Source organism: Dyadobacter sp. CECT 9275 (genome assembly GCF_907164905.1).
In the GTDB taxonomy this organism is placed as follows: domain Bacteria; phylum Bacteroidota; class Bacteroidia; order Cytophagales; family Spirosomataceae; genus Dyadobacter; species Dyadobacter helix.
In genome coordinates, this window is record NZ_CAJRAF010000002.1 from 1084383 (window position 1) to 1101931 (window position 17549).

Annotated in this window: 13 protein-coding genes and 1 pseudogene; 1 reads left to right on the top strand and 13 read right to left on the bottom strand. The window is 45.4% G+C overall.

The features are described 5' to 3' along the window. Positions 1-90 precede the first annotated feature (90 nt). The 4 genes from KOE27_RS12520 to KOE27_RS29630 form a co-directional block, all read right to left on the bottom strand. Positions 91-870, bottom strand: a complete 780-nt coding sequence (locus tag KOE27_RS12520; RefSeq protein ID WP_215239219.1) for a phytanoyl-CoA dioxygenase family protein — start codon at positions 868-870, stop codon at positions 91-93. Between the two features lie 628 nt (positions 871-1498). Beyond that, entirely contained in the window at positions 1499-1705 is a 207-nt protein-coding gene (locus tag KOE27_RS29620) for a hypothetical protein (RefSeq protein ID WP_229252755.1), read from the bottom strand. A gap of 3 nt (positions 1706-1708) precedes the next feature. Continuing rightward, the gene (locus tag KOE27_RS29625; protein WP_229252756.1) at positions 1709-1948 is read right to left on the bottom strand and encodes a sodium:solute symporter family transporter; all 240 of its coding nucleotides are present in this window, start codon (positions 1946-1948) and stop codon (positions 1709-1711) included. A gap of 61 nt (positions 1949-2009) precedes the next feature. Next, positions 2010-2513 (bottom strand): sodium:solute symporter family transporter, encoded by a 504-nt coding sequence (locus KOE27_RS29630; RefSeq protein ID WP_229252757.1) that lies wholly within the window; start codon positions 2511-2513, stop codon positions 2010-2012. A gap of 257 nt (positions 2514-2770) precedes the next feature. Here KOE27_RS29630 and KOE27_RS12530 point away from each other — a divergent pair, with 257 nt between their 5' ends. Beyond that, positions 2771-2962 carry a cold-shock protein gene (locus tag KOE27_RS12530; protein ID WP_215239220.1) on the top strand — a complete coding sequence of 64 codons (192 nt, stop codon included), beginning with the start codon at positions 2771-2773 and terminating at the stop codon, positions 2960-2962. A gap of 83 nt (positions 2963-3045) precedes the next feature. Here the strand turns inward: KOE27_RS12530 and KOE27_RS12535 are convergent. The 9 genes and pseudogenes from KOE27_RS12535 to KOE27_RS12575 all read right to left on the bottom strand — a co-directional run. Further along, positions 3046-3366, bottom strand: a pseudogene (locus KOE27_RS12535) (sodium:solute symporter family transporter); the annotation flags it as partial. 206 nt (positions 3367-3572) lie between these two features. Further along, entirely contained in the window at positions 3573-5708 is a 2136-nt protein-coding gene (locus tag KOE27_RS12540; RefSeq protein WP_215239221.1) for an alpha-glucuronidase family glycosyl hydrolase, read from the bottom strand. Positions 5709-5775: 67 nt separating this feature from the next. Further along, positions 5776-8445 (bottom strand): sialate O-acetylesterase, encoded by a 2670-nt coding sequence (locus KOE27_RS12545; RefSeq protein WP_215239222.1) that lies wholly within the window; start codon positions 8443-8445, stop codon positions 5776-5778. A gap of 92 nt (positions 8446-8537) precedes the next feature. After that, positions 8538-9623, bottom strand: a complete 1086-nt coding sequence (locus tag KOE27_RS12550; RefSeq protein ID WP_215239223.1) for an endo-1,4-beta-xylanase — start codon at positions 9621-9623, stop codon at positions 8538-8540. Between the two features lie 52 nt (positions 9624-9675). Further along, the gene (locus tag KOE27_RS12555; protein WP_215239224.1) at positions 9676-11601 is read right to left on the bottom strand and encodes an alpha/beta hydrolase-fold protein; all 1926 of its coding nucleotides are present in this window, start codon (positions 11599-11601) and stop codon (positions 9676-9678) included. A 48-nt stretch (positions 11602-11649) separates the two neighbouring features. Then, positions 11650-13341: a glycoside hydrolase family 43 protein gene (locus KOE27_RS12560; RefSeq protein ID WP_215239225.1), complete on the bottom strand. Its 1692-nt coding sequence runs from the start codon at positions 13339-13341 to the stop codon at positions 11650-11652. Positions 13342-13405: 64 nt separating this feature from the next. Next, positions 13406-14491, bottom strand: coding sequence for a Gfo/Idh/MocA family protein (locus KOE27_RS12565; protein WP_215239226.1), 1086 nt, complete (start codon positions 14489-14491; stop codon positions 13406-13408). A gap of 39 nt (positions 14492-14530) precedes the next feature. Next, positions 14531-15583, bottom strand: a complete 1053-nt coding sequence (locus KOE27_RS12570) for a glycoside hydrolase family 43 protein (protein WP_215239227.1) — start codon at positions 15581-15583, stop codon at positions 14531-14533. Positions 15584-15731: 148 nt separating this feature from the next. Next, on the bottom strand, positions 15732-17546 hold the full coding sequence (locus KOE27_RS12575) for a RagB/SusD family nutrient uptake outer membrane protein (protein WP_215239228.1): 1815 nt from the start codon (positions 17544-17546) through the stop codon (positions 15732-15734). Positions 17547-17549: the final 3 nt, after the last annotated feature.

The window sequence follows — 17549 nt, forward strand, 5'->3', positions numbered from 1 at the left end:
GTACATGTTCATCGTTTGGGAATTAAAACTGGCATTCAAAATAAGAGGTTGCCAAAAACAACCTCTTATTAAATTGGAGCTTCTTGCAAATTAATCGAAGGCCATTCGGATAGCCTGCTCAATGGGAGAATAGCCAACATCCGAATCTGAAATAGTCAGCTCTTTTTTTAACAGCAATGGCGGTTGTGCCATAAATTTAGGAGCAGTTCCGTTATGTCGTTGTGCTGAATGAACGATAAACGGATGGCATAAATAAACAGTACCGGCTTTACCTGTTGCGAATACCTCTTTCCTTGCTGGCAGTTCGTTTAATTTCCCGGCCAGTTCAGTAAATGAAAGACCAGAATCACCCTCTTTGGATAAAAGTTTCGCAACGTCAATATGAGATCCCTCGTAAATGACCGTTGGAGCATCATTTTCACTGACATCCGAATACAACACCAGCATCAATAAAGCTCGCCCTTTTGATCTGACATTGACACGCCATTCAAAATAATTATGAGGATCATTGCCCGGAAAACTTGCATCTACGTGTTTTCCTATGTCATTCGGTTGATGGACCGAAGGGAATCTGACCGGGAATGTTCCTACACTTCGACAAGGAATCCATTTATCCTCACCAATCAATTGATTGAAAATAAAATGCAGTTCTTTATTATTGAGCGAATCGATGAAAGGTTGCTGAGTATACATACCCAAACGAATAACAGGTTCAGTCCAGGTAGAAGGGTTTGATCTTTCGCAAGGAAGGTCATTCCACAAAATATCTACAACTGCATCTGCAATTTCCTGGGAAAATGTATTGTCAATACGAACGAATCCATGAAGAATAAACTGTTCTATTTCTTTGGTACTTAATTCAACTGACATATTTTTTGTGTTATAAATCATTAAGGAGCAACAACCATCCTATGACGAATTCGTCCGATGGTTATGAATGAAAAATTTGAATAATAGAAGATGTGCGCTACGTATTAAGTATAGCGTATTGCTTAAGAACTAAGCCCGAAAGGATATTATAACATTACAGTCATTCTCATACGACAAAAGTAGGTATTTTTTCATAAAATACCATTTGCCAGGTGGCAACTGAAAGGGGAGCATTTCGCACAAAAACTCTCCTATTTTCGTGGTGATATTGTTGGCAGATGTGCATTCGGCTTTGACATCCAGAACATCGGCAGATACCAGAACAGTACTATCTTAGGGTATTGTAGCACTGGCAAAGAAGGATAGATTGGATCTTTTTTACAACGGGGCAGAATTCAAAAGAGTGCCCCGGAAAAAATTTGGGCAGGGCTTATTAAAAGATGCATTTTTGAATTCAGACGGCTACCCAAACAGTACAATATTTACCAGAAATAAGTATATAAGCCAACCAGCAAATCAGAATAATTACCGCCCCAAACACAAAACCGTTATGCGCTTTGAACATAGCAAGCTCAATCACAAGGCCTTTTTTCTCAGCCGGTAAAACATAACCCAGCAAAAACATCCCCTAGATACAAATTACAAACACCCATCCCATTCGATCCAGGAACGGAACCTCTGCCCAGTTGGCAAACGGGAGCCAGTTATTGTGCATAGCCAGGGCAACAAGGAATCCGCCAACAATAGCGAAAAGCGCTCCTGCTGAATTGCTGCGCTTCCAGAAAAACCCCATCATAAAAGAAGCAAAAATTCCCGGTGACAGCAGTCCCGTCATTTGCTAAATAAACTGAAAACCGCCCGCTTTATCAATGCCCATGTAGGGTGAAATCAGAATGTCCATGACCATTGAAATGACGATCACGATACGGCCAATGGTAACCAATTGCGTTTCAGATTTATTCCTGCCCAGGTAAATTTTGAAAATATCCAGGGTGAAAATCGTTGAGATACTATTGGCTTTCCCGGCCAGTGAAGCCACGATCACCGCGGTAAGTGCGACAAAGGAAAGCCCTTTCAATCCGGCTGGCAATAGGTTTAATAAAACCGGATATGCCTTGTCTGCAACGATGACGCCGTTTTCAGATCCGCTCCGAGCGCTCGCTGCGTGATATACTGATTACATCCCAGTAGTTCAGGTTCACGATCCACATACCGCCGAGCAGGACGGTCAGCCCGGGAAGTTCCATATAATGTTTGCTGCCTTCTTTAAATATCATGTGAAAATGGTCGTCGTGGTGCAGCGTCATCATTTTCAAACCATTCAAAAGACTAGCTGTATCAAAATTATCCGACACCAGATTAATGGCAATATAACTTGTAGCAAGCCCACCAATGATCAGAAAAAACAGCCGGATCACATCAGTGAAGCCAATTACCTTCATCCCTCCGATCGTGATGATGATTGAAAAAATGGCGAGCCCCCACACGCACAAATCGAAATCCAGTCCAGAGATTCCTGACACTGTAAGTGCCCCCAGATACAAAATAGAGGTCAGATTCACCAGAATATACAAATTCAGCCAAAAAATAGCCCTGACCAGACTAACGGTTGGGTGATAGCGTTGACTGAGAAACTGGGGCATTGTAAACAAATGGATCAGTACGAAAAGTTGGGGGGCGATTAAAAAAGTAGTTTTTAGGCACTTTAATTGATCCGGGCGAAGCTTTGTCGAAACAATGCGCATCGACCCTGAACATTCCTGGCTCGGATGAACTTTCAGGTAAGGCATTCACTGTAAAAAGCCATGGTATAATAAAGAATAACATTTAACTTTTTATATAAAATACTTGTATATATCAAAATATTATTTACATTTGTTCTTTATTATAAAATAAAGTTATGAATAAAGGAACAGTTAAGTTTTTCAATGAAGCCAAAGGTTTTGGTTTTATCGCTCCTGAACATGGTGGGGCAGATCTTTTTGTACATGTATCTGGCCTTGTTGATGATATCCAACAAAATGACAGTGTATCTTACGAAGTTGAAGATGGCAGAAAAGGTCTGAATGCAGTTAATGTATCAGTAATCTGACCATTTATATTTGCAGGCATTGTAAATCCTCCCAAGTTGGGAGGATTTTTGTTTTATGAGTGAACACATTCCGTTGAAACCAAAATCTTATTCCTCAAATAAATAGGCATGAAGAAAAGTGCCACGATCACAAGTGTTGCAGCAGCCATCCATTCATAACTGGATATGGCCAGGCCCATCGAAAAACCATTTCCGGACATACCGATAAACTGTTCAGCAGAAATATTGGATGCAATCAGCGATGCACCGATTGCCCACCAGGCCAGTGAGCCTTCTGCCAGAAAAAAATCCTTGGTGGATACTGTCTCACTTTTTCTACGGTGATAAATCCAGTAACCATATACCGATACAATAATAAAGTAAACAAAGAAAACAATGTAATCCAGAGGCTGTAACCGCTTCATTGATCAGTCCTTTATATTGTTTAATAAAGGACTGATTGAAAATAAAGCCGAGATTACCGGCTATTCAGAGCTCTAAGAGTTTTGTATTTTTGAACAAAACCTTCGTGGCCATATTCCAGAAGGAGCATGTTGCTTTGGGTGGCAGTGCCCAAAGCACCAAATGCCTTCTACCTGCTGTAATGGACCAAAGCTTTCCATACAAAACACTATTTCATGAGGTAAATATTTACAGACTTTTTGACTTCCTCCAAAGTCTGCTTCGGTGGTTCGAAATCTTTTGGAATGAGCTGTCTTGCAAAAGTTTGCAAATACAAAACCCAGGCATCTCTCCACCAGATCGCCTCTCTGTGCTGAACTTTCAGTCGCGCGGCAACGTCGGTATATACCTGCGGATCCAGACTTGGTTTGGCAAGATCCCATTGCTGCTGCATCCATACTACCGAATTGGCACAGGTATAAAAACGAGTTAAAAGTTCTTGCCAAAGCGTCCTTCCTGTGCTAAGCTCTTTATTCCAGGCTACATGATGAAACCACAAAAGATAGGGCAAAGGTGTTTTGTCAGGATTGTTCCACTGCTGCTGAACTTCGGGACGATACTGAGCCAGGGCATTACTTCCAGAGACAGTCCTGTCAAATCCCAGTCCTACGGAATCTGCACGGTGATAGTATACAGCGGTCCAGTCGGGCCGGGAACCCCTGCTTTGCCAGGGTTCCGGAGCGAAATGGACACCCATCCAGGGGCGGGAAAGTCCCAGAGGTGTATTGTAGCCGACATAAATTTCACGTGATTTTAACATCAATTTTACAATCGGCTCCATTGCTTTTTGATTCCGCGTCAAAGTCAGTCCAGCCCATTCCGTCGCAATCTGGTCAGAAGTTAATTGATGATCCCAGCTCAGCCTTCCGAAGGCATACCAATTGGCCTGTGCCAGTGGATGCCCCGTCCAGTTTCTGTCACTGCCTGTATTCGCTACGCCCGCCATCAGCGTACGTGAATGCCCGTGCAGACTGCCGTCAATAACTTTGGCAACCGTTGACCCGGCCCCATTGACATACGTATCGGATTCAAGCGTTTCCTTAAAAATGGGCGCTTCGTAAACGGCATGTGTAGCAAAGCCCAGATACTCCTGTGTCAGCTGAAATTCCACTCCCAAAGGTGTTTTTGGCATATTGCCAAACAAGGGCGAGAACGGCTCCCGGGGCTGAAAATCAATCGGGCCATTTTTTACCTGCAGAATTACTTTCGGATCAAATTTTCCATCCAGCGGAACAAATTCCTCGTAGGCGGCTTTAAAACGATCAGCGTTTGCGTCGGCTTTGTAAACAAATGCCCGCCAGATCACGATTCCGTCGTAAGGCTGAAAAGCTTCTGCCAGCATGTTGGCGCCATCGGCGTGCGTGCGGCCATAATCCTGAGGACCGGGCTCTCCCTCTGAATTGGCCTTGACTAAAAAACCTCCAAAATCAGGGATTTCCTTATAAATCAGGGCTACCTTCTCTTTCCACCAAGCCCTGACTTTCGGATCCAGCGGATCAGAAGAAGGTAATCCGCCAAGAGTTTTCGGCGCAGCAAAATACACCGACAAATACGTCCTGATCCCATATTTCCGCATCACACTGGCAACTGCCGCTACTTTTACGATGTACTCCTGAGACATAAACCGTGCGCTGGCGTTCACATTATTAAGCACCGTGCCATTGATACCTAAAGAAGCATTCGCACGGGCATAATCCTGATACCGGGGGTCCACACGCTCAGGCAATTCATACCATTTCCAAAGCGAAGAACCTGCGTAGCCGCGCTCGATGGTGCCGTCCGGGTTATCCCAGTGATTAAGCATCCGGTAACGGACTTTCGGGCTGCTTGCCAGGTTTAAGGTTTTGACAGACAGCTGCATTTGCATATGCCTTAAAAGTGCGAATGTTCCGTACAAAATACCGCTTTCAGATTTTGAACTGATTACAATGTTGCCTGCCGACAATTGTATACGGTAACCTTCTTCTGGCAGTTTTGCTGTATCAGTACTGGGGTCGAGTCTTAAAATGATGCCGCCTGATTTATTCCCGACAGCGTTTTTCACGTTAACATTTTTACCCAAAAGACTTTTCAATCCCGTTTGCAGCTCCCGGAGTGCGCTTTGCATGACCTCGCCATTCCCCGACTTGGAAATAAAAGACAAGTATCTCAGATACTCCGCTTTGATGGACGAATCTGTCACTGGCTTGTATTTAAGCCAGAGCTCGTAGCCGTCATCACCCTCAGAAGATACCGGATCTGCGGCCAATGATCCTAAACGGATCAGAATCAAGCCAAATAATACTAACAGAAATTTGCTGGTCATGTAAAGGTTCTTTGTCAATATGTTCCGCCTCTTATAAACTGATAATCATGAATCTAACACCTCATATTTATTTTTTCACATCACGTATATGCGCCGCCATATTGAACAGGGTATCGATATAGATATCGCTTTCATTTTCTTTCAAATAACGCAGCAGCCGGCTGTGATCCTGACTGGAAACATTCAAGGCATGCTCACCTCCCACCCCATGAAAAAGAAAAACCAGGAGTCTGCCGCTTTCCTTTGCCTGGTTGACCAGTGCGATCATCTCATCTGAGGTCTGCCCGGACATACCGTAACAGTCCATATCCATCAGATTTTGTTCGTCAACGGTGTGCATTTCATGCCTGACAGCCCTTGCGGCTACAAACTCATCGGAAAGTGTATGGATAAACTCCCCTTCGGCTATTTTTTTATGTCCGCAGGTAAACGCAAAAGTCCGTTTCGTTTTTCCGTCGATTGAATTTAAATAGGCGTTGCACATTTTGATCTCGTCTTGTATCCTGGCCAGACTGTATCTGCTCAGATCATACTCCGGTTTTACCCAGCTCATCCCCGGACGGGTGGCATCACAGGGGTGATACAGCGTGTGATTACCCAGTTCATGTCCGTTGGCTGCAGCGGCGCGCCAGTCGCTGATCCTGTTTCTAGCTGCATCCGACGAGGCTGTCAGATAAAAACTCCCCTTCAGACACAAAGAATCCAGCGCCGGAATCACATGATCCAGATGGACGTTGAGTGCATCGTCATAGGTCAGCACAACGGCGCATTTTTTCCCTTTCCAGGGTTTTGAATCATCCAGAACTTCGGCATCCGTCCGAAAAGGCGCAGCCGGTAGGCCTTCGGAATTATAAAAATTAACTCCCTCTGGATTGTCCTGCCAGGCGTAGCGAACGTATTTAGGCGTTTTCACCAACTCGCTGAACAGTTCTACCTGATCTTTGCCCATCAGGCGGGCTTTTGCCCAAACAAACTTTTTATCGTAATCTGCTATGGAAAACCAGCGTAAATCTTCTCCATCTCTGGACCGTATGCCATCTGCTACTTCATCAAATGTCAGAATAATCTTATCACCCAAAATATCCTGAGACCGGAATCTGGGACCGCTGCAAACTACACTCTTTTCATGGTAAGCCAGGTTTCTTGCGGACAATGCCAGTCTTTTCCCGATGTCCTTTTTGTTCAAAGGGTGAATATCGTTCCATTCGCCCAGGTCAATTGTTACCGTTACAGCTGTATTTTTTAACCGAAGTGCCTGGTTTTGCGCTTCCCTGATCAGGGCCATATTACTCTCCGCGGGCGTGTAATCTATGTCTTGGAAATTGGGCAGCTGCACCACCAGGAAGGGGATCTCGAGTTCTTTCCATAAACGTCTCCGATCATTAATCAAAGCGGGTAGCAGTTTGTTATATGGCCCAGGGTTGTCGACATTCGACTCTCCCTGATACCATATAAATCCTTTGAGTTTCATGGGTAAAACAGGCGCCACCATAGCGTTGTATAATGCCGTGGGTTGGTTTTGATGCACCATCTGATTGCCAAAATTTCCTTTTTCCCGGGGTTGGTACACCTCCCCTACTTTATACTGCCAGGTTCCTTTCAAATCGATCTGCTCGTCATTCATCGACATAAAATAAGGCTTATCGGAAACAAAACCACCTTTACCAGCCTGATTTGCAACCCTGATGACAAATGTATTTTTACCAGACCTGAGTAAATCTGCCGGGATCTCATATCGGCGCGGCGGATACTGGTAGGTTGTATTTCCAATTTTTTTGCCATTGACATACATTTCGTCAGCATCCACAATACGACCCATGTAAAGTTTGGCAGGCCTGCCAATCCAGTTTTCAGGAACTTCAAATTCTCTCCGAAACCAGACCACCCCATTCAGGTCTTTCAATCCCTGATCTTCCCAATAACCTGGAATATTAAAATTTCGCCACCCTTGGGGTTGATAACTGCTAGTTTCCCAATGTTCGATCTGTCCCTGATCGGCTACCTTCGTCAGCTGAGCGTTGTTCCTGACAATAATGCGTTTGAACGAATTGACATAAGCCGTGTCTTTATTTTGCGCAATGATCTTTTCAATATCTGCAAACTCTTTGTAACCTCCCTCGCTGATCCAGGCTTCAATGGGCGTACCTCCTACTGAGCTGTTAATAATTCCGATTGGTACTTTATACTGATCATAAAGATCTCTCGCAAAAAAATATGTTACCGCTCCAAAGCTCAGCACATCTTTGGGATTCGCTGCTTTCCATTCTCCACTAGGAAAATCATTCTCAGGGCCGTTCAGACTAGTGCGTGGCTGAACAAAAAAATTCCGGATTTCGGGGTAATTGGCCGAAGCAATATCCGTAGCAAAACGCTCCTTGACACGCTCCATATTGATGACCATATTACTTTGCCCGCTGCAAAACCACACATCTCCAAACGCAATATTTTTGATCAGAAGTTGGTTTTTACCTTTTAATGCCATTTCAAAGCCGCGGCCCGCCGGCTGTGCCGGGAGCTGAATCTTCCACCTGCCTTCTGCATTAGCCGCAGTGCTGTAACTTTTGTTTTTCAGCGATACTGTAACTTTTTCCTTAGGTGATGCCCAGCCCCAAATTTCAACTGGCTGCTCCCGCTGTAATACCATATTATCGCCAATCAGGCGAGGCAGACGAATCTGTGCAGAAAGACTGTTGGAAAAGAATAATATTAGCAGCGATAATAATTTCGAAGTACGCATCAGATGGGCGGATCTCCGTACAAATCTGGCGCAGATCGCTCACACCAAATTTGTACCCTGTTTTAAAAAAATGTAATCTTTACAAAAGCCTCTCAGAAATTGACAACCCCTTCAAAGGCTTTTTTGGGTTTATAGTTTTCGTCGAACAAAAGCGGATAATCTTTTCTGCCGGGTACCGGGAAATTATCCAGCCAACTGGATTTATCCGACACATTCCAGAACGTGACGCCGGTAACGACGCCTTTGTATTTTCTGAATACGTCGAAAAGCATTTTGTACTGAGCCGCTTGTTTCGCTATCATCTCAGCAGTCAGCTCTCCTGTATCTGCTGGCTTTTTAGCACGTCTTACATGCTCTTTCGGATGCACGGAAATATCAAGCTCGGTAATCTGGACCGCCACACCCAGGCTCGCAAATTGACTGATGGATTTTTCAAGCTCTTGGGCAGTTGGCTCATAAATGGACCAGTGCCCCTGTAATCCGACACCATCTACGGGTACACCTTTGTCCTTTAACTTTTTGACAAGCTGATAGATCTTCTCCCTTTTTGCCGTGTTTTCAGTGTTGTAATCATTATAAAACAACTTGGCATCGGGATCCGCTGCGTGGGCATATTCAAATGCCTTTTCAATATAATCTTCCCCTATTATTTCATAAAATTTCGACCGGCGGTAAATGCTTATTCCTGTGTCGGGCACAGCTTCATTCACCACATCCCAGGCATAAATCTTTCCCTTGTAGCGACCCACAACCTCACTGATATGCCGTTTCAACCGCCCCAGAAGCACTTCACGGCTTACCTGCCGGCCAGTTGAATCTGTAAAAAACCATCTCGGTGTCTGATTGTGCCAGCACAAGGTATGGCCCCTTACTTTCATGCCATTATTTTGGGCAAAAGCTATGATGGCATCCGGATCCTGCCAGGCATACCGGTCTGGTTCGGGATGGATTGGTCCCATTTTCATGGCATTTTCGGGCGTCAGACTGCTGAATTGCGCTATGATTAATTCCGCTTCAGGCCCTGTAAGATTTCTTGGTGCAACTGCCACACCAACGGGGAAGAAATCCCGATAGGCACTCTTCAGCGTTTTTTGGGCCAAAAGATTATTTGAAGAAAGTAATGCCACCGATACAGCCACAAATCGACAACAAAACCTTAATCCTTGCGAGTTTATCATGACATAAGTTGATTAAAAATTGATTTGCTATCTGCTTACAACTAACAGCTCGCTACTTAAATAGCAGCTGTGAGAACTCAAACAAGTCATGTCTCCAGACAGGCCAGCTATGTCCTCCAGGATACTCGCTGTATTTGTACTTAACCCCCATCTCGTCAAATTTGGCAAGCATGATCTGGCAATTTTTGAAAGCAATATCTTCTTCACCACCCATTGAGACCCAGAAGTTTTTCAGGTTGCCATTGATCTTTTCTGCGTTGGATTTCATAAAAGCATACTGCGGATCAGAAAGAGCCGTATTATTGGCAAACCAGCCGGAACTGAATACCCCAAGGGACGAAAACATTTCTGTGTTTTTTATCCCGGCGTATAAAGTTTGCAGCCCGCCCATGGAAAGTCCGGCGAGCGCCCTGTTTTTAGCGTCCGTCTCCACCCTGAAACTGCTTTCCACAAATGGAATGACACCCATTTTTAGTTCATTTTCAAATTGTTTCAGCACATTTTCATTAAAACCGGCAATCCCGCCTGAGCCCCCCATATTTCCGTCCAACATCACAATCACCATCGGTTTTGCTTTTCCTTCGGAAATCAGGTTATCCAAAATCAGGTCTGTTTTACCTTGCTTTGCCCAGCCACGCTGGTCTTCACCACCGCCATGAAGCAGGTACAGCACGGGATATTTTTCTGTGGAACTGTCATAACCAGGAGGCGTATAAACATTCATTTCACGCCAGGTGCCCATGGCTCTGGAAAAGTATCTTTTGAGCCGGATATCACCATGGGGAATATCCCGCAGCGCATAATAACCGCCATTGCGGTAGGGAATCTCAATCCCACTGGCCATTCTGCCCATGCCATAAAAGGTTTCACTCGCAGGATCGGCCAGCGCTACGCCATCAATCAGAAGCGAATAATAATGAAAACCTTTTCCGATAGAATCCGTTGTTACGGTCCAGTAACCACTGGTATCCTTTTGCATTTCATACTTTCTGCCCAGATCGACCTGAACCTTCTGTGCATCAGGCGCCTTTACTCTGAAAACTACCCGGTGATCTGGTAAAATCTGCGGATATTGAGCCGTGCGGATGTTTGTTTCGGCGCGTGTCCCCAGAATGGTATACTTGGATAACGAGGCCTGATCGACCGGTTTGAACAAAAACTGCGAAAACAGATATAATCCATTTTTCCAGACCTTAAAATCATGTACTCCGGGCTCTATGTAATACACATGCGGAATCTGATGCTCAAACATATAATCATGTGTTCGTTTGCTGAAAGTGATCAGCCTGTCGTTGTCTCCACAGGATATGAAAAGTAATTTCAATTTCTTTCTGGCCTGATCAGGATCGGGCATGAGCTCGGTTGGAATTCTGGTATTCGGAGCTGACGAAAAACCACCCACCCAGGCGAACTGATCCAGGTTCCCCAAACCAAAGTTTAAGGCCTGGCCACCTCCCATGGAAAGCCCGGCAATGGCACGGTGCTCCCGGTCTTTCAATACCGGGTATTTGCCTTCTACAAAAGGGATTAAATCTGTGAGAAGGTCCCGTTCAAAGGTGGCAAATGCTGCCACTTTATCGGGCGCCATGATATTTCCCTCTGCCCGGTCGTCTTTCATGGCCCTGCCGTTGGGCATCACCACAATCATGGGCTCAATTTTCTTTTCGGCATAAAGATGGTCCAGGATCAGGTGCGGATTTCCCCCTTTTAACCACTCCTTTTCATCACCTCCAATCCCATGCAATAGATATAGGACTGGGTATTTTTTCTTTTTATCAAAACCAGGAGGTTTATAAATCAGCGCCTTACGTATGGTACCAACCGTATTCGACCGATACGTAACCGAATCAATTTTCCCTATGGGCACACCCGCCTGTGCAACATCATAACCTGCGGGCATTTTTTTTAGGATTTCCTGCGCGTTACCCGCTGGCGCAAACAGCAAAATGCCCATTAAAAGGGAGATAAACTCTTTCATCGTTTCAAAGGATGTTTTATAAATTATTACATTACTATGCGCTAACCCTTATTTTGATATCTTCGGATACATTGGGTCGTTACCACTATATTTCAAATATTTAAAGGAGGCATTATTTGTTGCTGGTTCACCGTTTGAAGTGGCATACATACCAAACAGGCAACCAATAAATCCTCCCGCAACCTGCGTGCTCAGAAATTTAGCGTCAACATTATCTTTCAGTAGCTGCCAGGACGCTCCCTTTGAAAAGTAAAAGCTGTAAGAATCGCCTTCGGCTATAATGCGCAGTTTAACCGGTTTTGAAACATCGGTGAAAGGCATTTGTGCCAATAGCTCCAAATCCTTTTTACCGGTCCTGCTTTTGTAAAGCTGGATCATCGGCTTACCATTTTCAATGGATTTACTCAAAAAATAAAAATGAGATTCATCCTGAAAAATGGTCAGCCCTGCTTTCTCGTTCTCAGACCTAGCGGAAAATGTAAGTTCCACTTCGGTTGTGCAATACAAATGCTGCTGACGTTTCCCGATAAAGGATGGATTACCCATTTCCATTATCGTTTCCGGTTTTAATTTCATCGTCAGGCCACTTTTCTTTGATAACGAGAATGAACTGCTATCGATAGTTCTCATAAAAAGTAGCGCCGGATCCAGCGTTTTTTCAAAAGTGAGGGTGTACGCAAAGTTACCAGCCTGCGGATTTGCATCCTTTTGCTTTACTTCCTTATAATTTACAGTATACTCATATTTGATTTCTTTGCTATGCGGATTAATGATCGGCCAGTCATTCTTCCATTCAACCGGTGCCATGAAAGTTTCGCGGCCTGTATTGTAAAAATTGCCCTCATAAGGTCTTACAGCAAGAAAAATGGCATAGGTTTTGCCATCCGGTCCGTCCACAAACTGCGCATGACCGGCCGAGGTGATCGGGTCTATACGGTCATCTGGCAAGCCTTTTTGAGTCAGAATCGGATTATTCTCATACGGAATAAAAGGTCCCCAAACCGATTTGCTGCGAAAAACAACTTCTGTATGGTTGACCGAAGTTCCGCCTTCTGCAGCATACAAATAGTACCAGCCATTTCTTTTCATGATGTGCGGTGCTTCAATCCATACCGGCTTCGTGCTTAGGTCTACCCCACCATTGACCAGCTGTTTTTCCTGGCCTGTTACCTTCAATGTTACAGGATCAATTTCATAAATCCGGATTGTTCTGTGGCCAGGGTATAACGGTTTTCTCTCAGGAGCATCACTGTTGTAGACGATATAGTCTTTGCTGTCTTCATCAAAAAAAAGGGATGGATCAATGCCACGGACCTGCGGAACGCGAACAGGATTACTCCACGGGCCAGCGGGGTTTCTGGAGGTGACAATGAAATTCCCGTCGTGGTCAATATCAGTACAAGTAACATAATAGGTACCGTTGTGAAAGCTGATGGCGGGAGCAAACAAACCTCTGGTGAGTTTTTCGCCCATAAAATCCATTTGTGAAGGGCGATCAATCACATTTCCGATCTGCTTCCAGTTTTTAAGATCCTTACTATGAAAAACGGGAATACCCGGAAAGTATGAGAACGTAGAATTTACCAGATAATAATCCGTTCCAACCTGCACTACACTGGGATCAGGGTAAAAACCAGTTAAAACAGGATTGACAATATGAGTAGTCTGCGCACTTGCGCATGAGCTAAAAAATAGTGCGCCGACAAAGAACACACTACTAAATAAATCTCTGATCTCCATTTAAATACCTTAATCGGCCTTTTTGGCTATCTAATCTGCGGAGACAAGCCGCTGAAACACCTGCCTATATTTTTACAACTTTCCCCGAGGCCGCCGATTTGTAAATGGCTTCCACTACCCGTATATCTCTGAGCCCCTCTTCTCCCGGCACGAGCAGATCCGAACCCTGCAGTATCGCGTCGCAATCTTCGTCCATCTGTTTGGCCTGCTGATTTTTGATAGCAAATTCAATCAAGGTACCGTCTGACATACTTCCTTTATTGCCGTTGTAACCCGACTGCGGTTCAAGCCTCGCCCATCCTTTTTCATAATTGACCCGCAGGTAATTCATATTGATACCAAAACTGGTCTGACAGGATGCTTTTGCACCGCTTGGGAAATCCAGCATAAACATCATGGTTTCTTCCACTTCTTTATAAATCTGCGGACGGGTGGTAGAAGCCTGGGCAAAAACACTAATGGGTTCCTCTCCGGTTGCCAGCCGCGCACCCTGCAAAGCGTACACGCCCATATCACCCATGACGCCGCCACCGAGCGCTTTCTTTTGTTTCCAGTGATCGGTGCGTGCATCAAAATAACCTGCCGCGCTGGTAACCATTTTTACTTTACCAAATTTTGGCTCCTTGGCAAGCTTCATAATGGCCTGGATATTAGGATCATGCTGACACCGGTAGCCAATCGCCAATTTCACTTTGCTGCTGTTGCAAGCCTTGATCATCGCCTCACAATCTGCTACCGAGGGCGCCATAGGTTTTTCGCAAAAGACATGTTTGCCTGCCTTTGCAGCGCGCACAACATACTCCCGGTGCATCGAAGGCGGCAATACTACATATACTACATCAATATCGGGGTTGTCTGCAATCTGATCGAAATTTTGATAGTTATAGATATTTTTATCCGGAATATTATATTTTGTCTTCCAGGCCTCGGCTTTGGAAGGTGTGCCGGTAACAATACCGGCCAGATAACATTTTTGGGTCATCTGAAGCGCCGGTGCCAGAAGATCTGTGCTGTAATAGCCCAGCCCCACCAGGGCGATACCCAGTTTCTCCTTTTTCGGAGCCGTAGCCGCCAGTAGCGGGTTACCCGAAAATACAGCCGCTCCCGCCAAAGCCAGGGCTGATAAAAATTCTCGTCTTTCGATTTGCATAGTAATTTTTGATAGAAATGAATAATGATATATTTATTATCAAGGAGTTATTGTCTTAATATTTCCATTACTATCTCTGAACAGCTCTCTTACTTTTATATTGCGCAGATGGGTTTTCCCCGACAGTTCAGCATCATGATAGAACAGATACCATTTCCCCTTTACTTCAACAATCGAATGGTGCGTTGTCCAGCCTTCAACCGGAGTCATAATGACGCCCTTGTAGGTAAAAGGACCGTAAGGTGACGTTCCCTCTGCATAACACAGCAGGTGGGTGTCGCCCGTGGAATAAGAGAAATAATATTTTCCATCAAATCGATGCATCCATGCTCCTTCAAAAAAGCGTCTGCTGGCATCGGAGGCAAGCAAAGGCTTACCTGTTGCGTCCAGGATCTGCACATCTCGCAGCGGCTCCGCGAATGATAGCATGTCTTCCTTCATCAGGGCAACCTTTGCACTTAAAGCAGGCTCGTTTTCATGGCCTTTGCCAAGATCGGTCTTTAAAGTTTTATTGTAAACGCCCGTATGCCAGCGCTGGAGCTGCCCGCCCCAGATACCTCCCAAATACATATATGACTTACCGTTAGCATCTGTAAACACAGCCGGATCAATACTGTAACTTCCTTCAATAGGCTTGGCCTGGGCTTTAAAAGGTCCGCCCGGTGCCTTGCTGGTAGCAACGCCAATGCGAAAGACGCCCTCTTTGTCCTTCGCAGGAAAATAAAGAAAGTAAGTCCCATTTTTGTAGGCGGCGTCCGGGGCCCACATTTGCTTATCAGCCCAGGGTACATCTTTCACATCGAGCACCACCCCGTGATCGGTCACTTTACCACCGATCTTGTCCATGGAATACACGTGGTAATCGCGCATCTGAAAGTGCCCGCCCTCATCGTCCTGCGGTACCTCTGCTTCCACATCATGAGAAGGATAAATATAGATTTTCCCATTAAAAACATGGGCTGACGGATCTGCTGTGTAAATACCTTCAACCAAAGGTTTGATTTTTTCAGGCGTTTTCTGGCAGATCGCCTGTCCGGAAACGGTGACAGCAATCAAAAAACTGATTATCAGATTTTTATTAAATCGTCTCATTATTTATTTTTTCATTAAAAAGCCTAAGCGTTGGATTTTTACTACTTGTCTGAATGGATCCGATCAGCCGCAAAATCAAATCCTGGGACGCAGCACCACTCCTAGCAGTCATACGTCCCAGGCTTATTGTTTTTATACCACTTTGTTACTAGTAACCTGTATTTTGTGGAAATTTAGGACCCTCTACCACCCTGTCAATCTGCGACTGCGGGATAGGACGTAACATGTGGAAATCTTTGATGTAAGGAGCCGCCTCTTTGTTCCACTCCTGCACACGACGGACAAGTGAGCGTGTTCTTACAAGGTCATGCCAACGCTGCCATTCCCCGAAAAACTCACGGCTTCGTTCGTCAAGGATAAAATCCAGTGTTACGTCAGCCGAAGTGATGGTCATAGCCGCGGCAGCAGCGGCATTCTGAGCGGAAGTATTGGTTTTACGGAATGCTGCGCGCTGGCGCAAAACATTAATCATTGCCGCGGCTTGGGAAGCCTCACCTGCTTTGAAATGCGCCTCAGCACCGGTCAGGTATACATCAGCAAAGCGATACAAAACACATGGGCGTGTAGAAGGATCATTGAAATTAGCACCTCGGCTGGGGTCCATGTATTTTTTTAATGCCGGATAAATGCTGTTGTTCCAAAGACTTGGCGGCACTACAATACCCTTAAATGGCCTGGACCCTACAAACTGGGGGGCACCTGGCACTTCATAGTCGGGCAGCCAAACGGCTGTGTCCGCACCCGGTACGGTCGTGTAACCAATCCCCCGGCTGTTGTTGGCAGCAGTAGCTGAATTGGTGACAGCCGTGTTTGAGATATAAACCGTGTAAAATGAATTTGCAAAACGAGAATCGACATCACGGTTTGTGAAAGCCTGATCCAGAAAATAATTTTTACCAGCGCGCGTACCGGTGGCCTGCTTATCTGAATTAGGACGCATACGCACGTATGGCCGGCCATAGTACGAATCGCGGATCATTCCGGAAGTTCCGTTGTTGACAAAACCTCCCGAAGCATTTTTGAAGGAATTGATACCACTGTTGTTCGGATAATTCCAGTTGGTGAACCAGGGGGTCAGGTTTTGCGCTGCTCCGCCCCCGGCAGCTCCACCGACGCTATAATAACCATACTTGGGATCCAGCACATGGTCGCTGACAAACATCGTTTCTTTTCCATAGTCGTTTGCAGGCACAAATGCGTCTCCGTAATCCTGCCATAGATCCAGACCATAAGCAGATTTGCTCGCAATAATTTCATCACAGATTTTTGCAGCCTGCGTAAAATCAGCGGCCGTATTATTCAGCCATCCGCGGGTTAGATATACTTTGGCGAGCAGGAATTGTGCAACGGGTTTGGTTGCCGCCTTTCCAAGAAATGGAGCGGTAGGCTGGTTAGGCAGGTCGGCTGCCGCTTCCGTAAGGTCCTTAATGATCAGTTCATAAACCTCTGCCGCAGGCTGCCGCGAAGCTGCCTGTGAGGCTACGGTTATGAATTCCGTATGCAGCGGCACATCTCCCCAGGTCTGTACAAGGTAGAAATACCAGAAAGCTCTCAGAAATTTGGCCTGCGCCAGGTACTGCTTCCGCGTGGTTTCAGGTAATTCAATTGTCTGACCATACTGAAGCACGCCGTTCAGGGTGTTGATATCCTGGAAGGCAATTCCCCATGCTGAACCAAAGTTACTGCTATTCAATCCATTGTAGGTATACGCATTACCCGTACCCGCATTGACACCTTGAATAAACTCGTCGGTTCCGGCTTGCATTTCAACCGTAAACCCTTCGGTACCCCATTGGCTCCGAATATCGTTATACACCCCTGCTATGCCTCCCAGTACACCTGAAGGACTGTTAAAATAAGAAGGGACAATTTGGGACTGCGGATGCTCTTCGAGCACTTTTTCACAACCGGAGCTAAGTGAAACGATGAGCCCGGCAGTAATCAGAATTTTTATAGATTTCATGAT